Genomic DNA, 5,255 nt, shown 5'->3' with positions numbered 1-5,255 from the left:
CAACCTTGCCGGCGCAAGCTTCATTGCGGGCTACTTCGACCTCGAGAAGAAAACCCTCGGCGCATACACCGCCAAGGATTCCCGCCCCCAGACCTTCATCGACTGGGGCATGGTTGAAGCCCCCTACGTGACTGAACACTCCAAGGATGCGCAGAGTGTCTTCCTCTCCATCTCCTCGGAGGTTCTCGATCAGGTTGAGAGCGATGTCCTCTGGGCCTGGGTCAACGACGCAGCCGATATTGAAAAGATCAAGGCAGATTCGCTCTTTGCAACCCTGCCGGCCCTCAAGAATAACGCCGCTATTTTCGAATCGAATAAGCACATCGGTTTGGCGCTTTCCGCAGCCTCCCCGCTCTCCCTGCCCTGGGTCGTTAAGAACTCCTCCATCCTCAAGGACTTCTCCGCGGCCATTAAGAACAGCAAGGACGCCAAGTAGCGTGAAAAGAGCCCAGCAGGGGCAGAATAACGGGCAGGTCCGTCGCACATCCAGCGCACGGCACCTGCCCCGTCTGCTGACTCTCATCCTCCTTGTTCTTGCGGCGGCATTAACCTCGCTACTGGTTGGAACCCGATATATTGCCCCGGATGTTGTGTTGGGTGCCCTCAGCAGCCACCGACCCGCAGGAATTGAGGGGGCCGTTATAGACGCCCGTATAACTCGCACGCTGTGGGGGCTAATTATAGGCTCCGCTCTCGGACTGGCCGGTGCCGGCATGCAGGGTATTACTCGCAACCCCCTGGGCGACCCCGGTATTTTGGGAGTCAACTCGGGTGCCGCGTTTGCCGTCGTCACTGGAATTACCTTTCTCGGGGTGAACTCGCCCCTAGAATATTCCCTCTACGCCTTTGCGGGTGCCGCCCTAGCCTCCGCGCTCGTGTATGCCTTTGCGTCCATCGGTCAAGATGGGGCGACCCCGGTGAAATTGGCGTTGATGGGTGCGGCGCTCAGTGCGGGGCTTGGGTCATTGACCAGCGCACTGATTCTGACCCGTCAAAATACGATGGATGACCTGAGGCGCTGGCAGGTAGGCTCTATCGCCGGAAAAGATTTGGAGACGCTCTTTCCCTCCGGCCTGCTCCTTGCGGTAGGAGCCCTGATTCTGTTCAGCGGCGCTCGCACCATCAATAACCTTGCTCTCGGTGATGATATGGCGGCATCTCTGGGAGAAAACGTCCACCGAAGAAGATTCGTTCTATTTATTGGGGTAACCCTTCTCGTGGGCGTAGCCGTGGCACTTGCCGGGCCCATCGCGTTCCTCGGTCTCATGGCGCCCCACGCCATGCGCGCCCTCATCAGCGCAGACTACAGAACGCTCCTGCCCGCATCGGCACTCTTCGGTGCCGTCATCCTGCTGCTGGCCGACACCCTGGGGCGTATACTCATGCCGCCCCAGGAAATTCAAGTCGGGGTGAGCACTATTGTGCTGGGCGTACCCGTCTTTATCTACCTCATCCGACGTTCGAAAGGGGCGAGCATCTCATGAATCACCCCTTACAGGCAGCCCCGCCTACGACGGGTGGAGTGGAGCGGCTTCGTGCTGTCCGCCGGGCCAGCATGCGCCGCCCTCGCCGAGCCCTTATCCTTCTGGCCCTCGGAGTCCTTGCCGCCCTGGCGGTGCGTGTGCTCCTGGGCACCTACACCGTTACTATCCCGGATTTCTTGACCCTTCTCACCGGAGGGGAAGTGCCCGTGCGAGGTGCCCGGTTTATTGTCATGGAAGATAAGCTGCCCCGCGCACTGCTGGGCGCCTTAGCAGGGTGCGCCTTTGGATGCGCCGGTGCCATCTTCCAGCTTCTACTGCGGAACCCCCTCGCCAGCCCAGATATTATCGGTATCAGCAACGGCGCCTCCCTGGGAGCCGTAATCTCCATGGTGTACTGGGGTGCCTCCGGGTTCAGCGTCTCTGTATACGCTATTCTCTTTGCTCTTGCGGCCGCCCTGGTAACCATGATCCTTGCCTCAGGCCGAGCAAATGTCGGTAATCGCTTTATTCTGATGGGTATTGGTGTTGCAGCACTATGCCAGGCGGCTGTCACCTACCTGCTGGAACGGATGTCCACGGGACAGGCAACCAGCGCTACCGTGTGGATGGTCGGATCATTAAATAACGCGAACTGGGAGCGAATCCGCATCCTCAGTATTGCCCTCATCGTGCTTCTGCCTTTCATCCTCTGGGGTGTTAACCACCTCAAAACTTCCGCTGTAGGAGACGACTTGGCGCATGGCCTCGGTGTGCCGGTAGGATGTGTTCGATGGTATTACATCTCTTTAGGTGTTCTCCTCGCTGCAATGGCAACGGCAGCTACCGGTCCCATAGCATTTATTGCTTTTGTCTCCGGTCCTATTGCTCGGCGCATGATGGGCGGCCGTCATACACTTTTGGGAGCCTCAATGGTCGGTGCCACGATTGTGGTGCTTGCTGATTTTATGGCGGCTAATCTATTCCCCTCAATCTCATTCCCCGTGGGCATTCTGACGGGAGCCATGGGTGCTCCCGTATTGATTTGGCTTCTTCTGCAGAACCAGAAGGAAGGAAAATAAATGAAAGAAATCACCGAGCGTACCCTGAAGGTGGAGAACGTCAGCCTCGGCTACGGCGAAACGACCATCGTCAAAGACCTTTCCCTCGAATTTCCCAAAGGTAAAGTGACCGCCATTATCGGCCCCAACGGCTGTGGTAAATCCACTCTGCTACGCGGTGTCTCCCGCCTTCTCAAGCCCCTTAAGGGTGACTTTACCCTGGATGGAACCTCCACCCACGAGTACTCCATGAAGGGGTTTGCCCGCATGGTCGGTCTGATGCCCCAGCACCCCATCGCCCCCGAAGGCATTACCGTAGCCGACCTGGTATCTCGCGGCCGCTACCCCTACCAGGGCCTCTTCAAACGCAATAGCGCCGAAGACGACGAGGCGGTTGCTTGGGCTCTCGAAGCCACCGACACCATGTCCCTTGCAGAACGCCAGGTTACCGAGCTCTCCGGCGGTCAGCGTCAGCGCGTGTGGATTGCAATGGCACTAGCGCAGGAAACGGATATCCTTCTGCTGGATGAGCCGACCACCTACCTTGACTTGGCACACCAGGTGGAGCTACTCGATCTGCTCTCTGAGCTCAATGAGCAGCGCGGCACCACCATGATTATGGTGCTGCACGAACTGAACCTCGCCGCCCGCGTAGCCGATTACCTGGTGGCGATGAAAGACGGCTCCATTGTGGCTCAGGGCGAGGCGCAGGAAGTGCTAACCCGTTCAAACCTCGACAGCATTTTCGGTTTGAAGGCCGAGGTAGCTGACCCCTTCAACGACGGTAGCGTTGTGGTTGTGCCGCATCCGCGTGTACCCGGCGAACTCAAGCACACATAAAGATGGGGAAAATAATGGGGTCTTCGCGTCGTACCCGTTCTCACGGTGAGCACGGGTACGGGCTATTTACTGTGGCGGTGAGCCGTGTTCAGAGGTTGACCCCCTCCTATGTGAGGGTCAGCCTGACCGGTCCCGCACTGCGTTATGCCGCCTATCCGATAGCGAGCGGTGGGCTGGGTAGCACAATGACTGCCGACCGAATGCAGCCCCCGGCTGCCGCCGAGGTGACTGCCGGAGAGTGCGAATCCTATCGGGGAGTTCTAGACGGCTATATTAAACTTCTGATTCCCCCGGCGAGTGACCGTGATGAGCTGGGGCGGATTCGCGCATTGCATGCCGAACCGGTGCAGATAACCCTGGACGATTCCTGGCGTACCACCTGGTTTGCCCTGCCCGAATCTGAGCGTGGATGGATGCGCACCTATACTCTGCGGGCGTCTCGTCTGCGGGTGCCGGATGGCGCTCTGGAGGCGGTATACGCCGCTCTCCCCGCGCATCCGGAGGTGCCCACTGCCCTGACCCGCCCCGCCCGCCGCCTCGAGGATGCGGGGAACGGGGTGCCGGAGGGTGCCCTGCCCGAGGTTGATGTGGATTTTGTGCTCCACGCGGAGAAAGATGCAGACGGGGTGGAGCGCATGGGTCCCGGGGCTACCTGGGCTTCTCAGGCGCGGGTGGGGGATAGGGTGTCCCTGCTGGCTCCTCTCTACGGGTATCCGCTGTGGGCTTCGTGGTCTGCGGCCGGTGCTCAGCGTATTATTCTTGCTGCGGATGAGACAGCTGTGCCCGCGGTTCTCTCTATTCTTGCCGAGTATGCAGCCGAATCTGCCGAGTGCGCTCGGGGGAGTGGCTCGCCTGCGCTACCTGAAGGAAAGACCGGGCCCATCTTTGATGTTTTGGTGGAGGTTCCGGAACGGGGCGATACCGTTGAGGCCCTGTGGTCTTATGTATATCCTCATCTGCCCGAGGTCGCGGATCTGCCGAATGTGAGGGTTCATTGGTGCGCTCGCGGGCAGGATGGTGCTGCCAAGGAGCGGGGTTCTGCTCTTGCTACGAGTTTGCGGCATCTGCTGGGGGTTGAGGAGACGGGTGTTCCTGCCACCCAATCACCTGAAGTTACCCGAGCACCCGGGGCCGCCTCCTCCGGTAAGGCAACTGAGGTGGGCGAGATGGCTGAGGAACCGGAAGTGCTGTGGGGCCTCGCGGACCAGCAGAGTCCGCAACGCTATGTTTTTATTGCTGGAGAAGCTTCAACGGTTAAAGCTTTACGACGGATTTGCGTCAATGAGGCGTTGATTCCTAAGAACGAGGTTTCGTTCATGGGATACTGGCGTGTAGGACGCACCGAAAGCTAAGCGAAGAAGCCGGTACACCGCGCGGGTGTGCCGGCTTCTTCCATAGAAGGGTCATTCTCTACAGAGGCCCGGAAAGAAGAACACAATGACGACCCCGCTCCTAGACTCCAATGGCAAGCTCAACGGTGAATCAGTACGCTATGCGGCAATCGGTGACTCCTTCACCGAAGGTGTGGGTGACGTTGACCGCCGCCGACCCAACAACCTGCGCGGCTGGGCAGACCGCGTTGCCGAAGGCATCGGTGCAGTAGATCCGCAGGCACAGTACGCAAACCTCGCTATCCGCGGCCGCCTGCTCATTCCCATCCTGGAAGAGCAGTTGCCCGCGGCCCTCGACCTCTGCCCCAATATCGTTACCTTCTACGGCGGCGGTAACGATATCATGCGCCCCAACGTTGATATCGATCAGCTCATGACCCGCGTCGACGAAGCCTTCGCAGCCATGCGCGCCCAGGACATCACGATTCTGACCGTTACTGGCTTGGATGTGCAGGGCCAGGGCCCCTTCGCCCGCACCCGCGGCCGCACCGCCACCTACAACG

The 5,255-nt window shown here is 59.5% G+C and carries 5 protein-coding genes and 1 pseudogene; all 6 read left to right on the top strand.

Annotated elements, in window-relative coordinates:
• A pseudogene (locus Q0216_RS03995) lies at positions 1-436 on the top strand (hypothetical protein); the annotation flags it as partial.
• Position 437: 1 nt separating this feature from the next.
• Positions 438-1,484, top strand: coding sequence for an iron ABC transporter permease (locus Q0216_RS03990; RefSeq protein WP_298593114.1), 1,047 nt, complete (start codon positions 438-440; stop codon positions 1,482-1,484).
• A gap of 71 nt (positions 1,485-1,555) precedes the next feature.
• The gene (locus tag Q0216_RS03985; protein ID WP_298593116.1) at positions 1,556-2,542 is read left to right on the top strand and encodes an iron chelate uptake ABC transporter family permease subunit; all 987 of its coding nucleotides are present in this window, start codon (positions 1,556-1,558) and stop codon (positions 2,540-2,542) included.
• Complete coding sequence (locus tag Q0216_RS03980; RefSeq protein ID WP_298593112.1) at positions 2,543-3,361, top strand: ABC transporter ATP-binding protein; 819 nt, start codon at positions 2,543-2,545, stop codon at positions 3,359-3,361.
• Between the two features lie 185 nt (positions 3,362-3,546).
• Entirely contained in the window at positions 3,547-4,713 is a 1,167-nt protein-coding gene (locus Q0216_RS03975; protein ID WP_298593111.1) for a siderophore-interacting protein, read from the top strand.
• A gap of 85 nt (positions 4,714-4,798) precedes the next feature.
• The coding region (locus tag Q0216_RS03970; protein WP_298593109.1) for an SGNH/GDSL hydrolase family protein at positions 4,799-5,255 on the top strand (457 nt) is incomplete at its 3' end.

This window comes from uncultured Rothia sp., from assembly GCF_937976295.1.
In the GTDB taxonomy this organism is placed as follows: Bacteria; Actinomycetota; Actinomycetes; order Actinomycetales; family Micrococcaceae; genus Rothia.
Note: the sequence above shows the minus strand (reverse complement) of the source record. Positions and strands in the feature narration are given on the sequence as shown.

Excerpts from the sequence above, each read along its gene's own strand:
- Q0216_RS03985 (WP_298593116.1), top strand. The coding sequence starts at position 1,556 with ATGCGCCGCCCTCGCCGAGCCCTTATCCTTCTGGCCCTCGGAGTCCTT.
- Q0216_RS03980 (WP_298593112.1), top strand. The coding sequence starts at position 2,543 with ATGAAAGAAATCACCGAGCGTACCCTGAAGGTGGAGAACGTCAGCCTC.
- Q0216_RS03975 (WP_298593111.1), top strand. The coding sequence starts at position 3,547 with ATGACTGCCGACCGAATGCAGCCCCCGGCTGCCGCCGAGGTGACTGCC.